This window comes from Shewanella sp. 11B5 (assembly GCF_002836795.1).
Taxonomy (GTDB): Bacteria; Pseudomonadota; Gammaproteobacteria; order Enterobacterales; family Shewanellaceae; genus Shewanella; species Shewanella frigidimarina.
Window position 1 is genome coordinate 1 of record NZ_PJAP01001116.1, and the last position, 2,235, is coordinate 2,235.

Consider the following 2,235-nt stretch of genomic DNA (forward strand, 5'->3'; position numbering starts at 1 on the left):
CAACACAAAAATTAATGGTCAACGGTAAGGACTTTACCCTTGATGCCGATCCTAATATGCCAGTGCTATGGGCTTTGCGCGACATACTGGGTTTAACAGGTACAAAGTTTGGTTGTGGTGCAGGACTCTGCGGCGCTTGTACTATTCATGTTGATGGCAGCCCAATGCGTGGTTGTTTGACCAGCCTTAAGCAAGTACAGGGCAAACAAGTGACAACCATTGAAGGTCTTGAAGCGCAAAAATTGAAAGACGCTTGGCTTGAACATAATGTGCCGCAATGTGGTTACTGTCAGGCGGGGCAATTAATGTCTGCTGCTGCGTTATTAAAAACCACAGCTAAACCAACAGAGACGCAAATTGACGATGCAATGTCGGGCAATATTTGTCGTTGTGGAACTTACCCGCGTATTAAAGCGGCGATCAAATCAGCTTCGGAGGCGTAATCATGACGACATTTACCGCAGTTGAAAACATTAGTCGCCGTAACGTGCTTAAACTCTTTGGTGCTGTGGGCGGTGGTTTAGCCCTTGGTGGCACAAGTTTAGTGTGGAGCCCAATGGCACTGGCACAAGACAAACAAGCATTGATGAATTTATTTGTCGCCATCGGTGAAGACAACAAAGTGTATTTAACCTGCCATCGTTCAGAAATGGGCCAAGGTATTCGCACCGGTATTCCGCAAGTCTTAGCCGATGAATTAGAAGCCGATTGGGATAAAGTTGTAGTCGTGCAGGGGCTAGCGGATAAACGCTATGGTAGCCAAAACACCGATGGTAGCCGCAGTATCCGTAAGCATTATCATCGTATGCGTCAAATGGGCGCAACAGCACGTACCATGCTTGAACAAGCCGCTGCTGATAAATGGAAAGTACCCGTTACTGAGGTATATGCCAAGGCGCACAAAGTACACCATAAAGGCAGTAATAAAAGCTTATCTTATGGTGAGCTTGCATTAGCGGCATCAAAACTGACTATGCCAGAGCTGGACAAGGTTACGTTAAAGCCTGAAAGCGAATTTGTTCATATTGGCAAGTCTCATACTATTGTCGATATGGATGCGATGCTAACGGGCAAAGCAATATACGGATATGACATTAAGCTTGATGGAATGTTGTATGCCAGTATCACTCGCCCGCCAGTGTTAGGCAGTGATGTGGTTAGTGTTGATGATGCTAAAGCTCGTAAAATTGCTGGTGTGGTCGATATTATTACCTTACCAGTACCAAAAGGTGCGCCGTTATTTCAGGCTCTAGGCGGCGTAGCGGTTATTGCCACCAACAGCTGGAGTGCCATTGAAGCCCGTAAAGCATTAGCGATTACATGGTCAGAGTCGGTAAACGACAGTCATGACTCTGATGTGTATCTTAAAGGTTTGGTTGAGCGCGTTAAGCTGCCAGGTAAAGTGATCCGTCAGTTGGGCACTTCAGTAACGGACTGGCCAGCAGAACACACCTTGAGTGCCGTTTATACGGTTCCTTATCTTACCCATGCGATGATGGAACCACCGGTGGCGACAGCAAATGTGACCGCAGATGGCTGTGAGTTGTGGGCATCAAGCCAAACGCCGCAAAGTACCCAACAAAATGTTGCAGGTGCATTAGGGCTTAAAGAAGAGCAAGTCAAAGTCAATGTCACCTTATTAGGCGGTGGTTTTGGTCGTAAATCAAAACCAGATTTTAGTGTTGAAGCCGCTATTTTGTCGCAAAAGCTTAATAAGCCGGTCAAGGTATGTTGGAGCCGAGAAGATGAGATTCAAAATGGCTATTACCATGCTATTAGTGCGCAAATGTATCAGGCTAAAATTGATGGCAACAGCATGCCTACAGCGTTGCTAGCCAGAACAGGGTTCCCTTCAATTAGCTCAACCTTTGCAGAAGGTGTTGAATATCCTTCTGATGGTGAATTAGATTTAGGCTTTAGCGACGTGCCGTTAGCCCTTGAAAGCATTCAACTCGAGTCAGTTAAGGCTAAAGCACATACCCGTATCGGTTGGATGCGCTCAGTATGTAACATTCAACACGCCTTTGGTATTGGTAGCTTTGTTGACGAACTGGCAGTAAAAACCAATAAGCCATGTGTACAAATGTGGCGTGAATTACTGGGTAAACCACGGATAGAAAACTTTGAAAACCAAGGTTTCAAATACGGTAACTATGGTGAAGAGCTAGCTGATCATCCTGTTGATGTGGGCCGTTATCTCAAGGTGCTCGATACATTAGAAGCTGCATTAGCTAA

At 45.7% G+C, this 2,235-nt stretch carries 2 protein-coding genes; both read left to right on the forward strand.

Features of this window, described 5'->3' with window-relative positions; translation table 11 throughout:
- Nucleotides 1-443 (forward strand): (2Fe-2S)-binding protein (locus CXF78_RS20940; RefSeq protein ID WP_308302291.1); only part of this gene is annotated, 443 nt, incomplete at its 5' end.
- Nucleotides 444-445: 2 nt separating this feature from the next.
- Nucleotides 446-2,235 (forward strand): xanthine dehydrogenase family protein molybdopterin-binding subunit (locus CXF78_RS20945; RefSeq protein ID WP_102037844.1); only part of this gene is annotated, 1,790 nt, incomplete at its 3' end.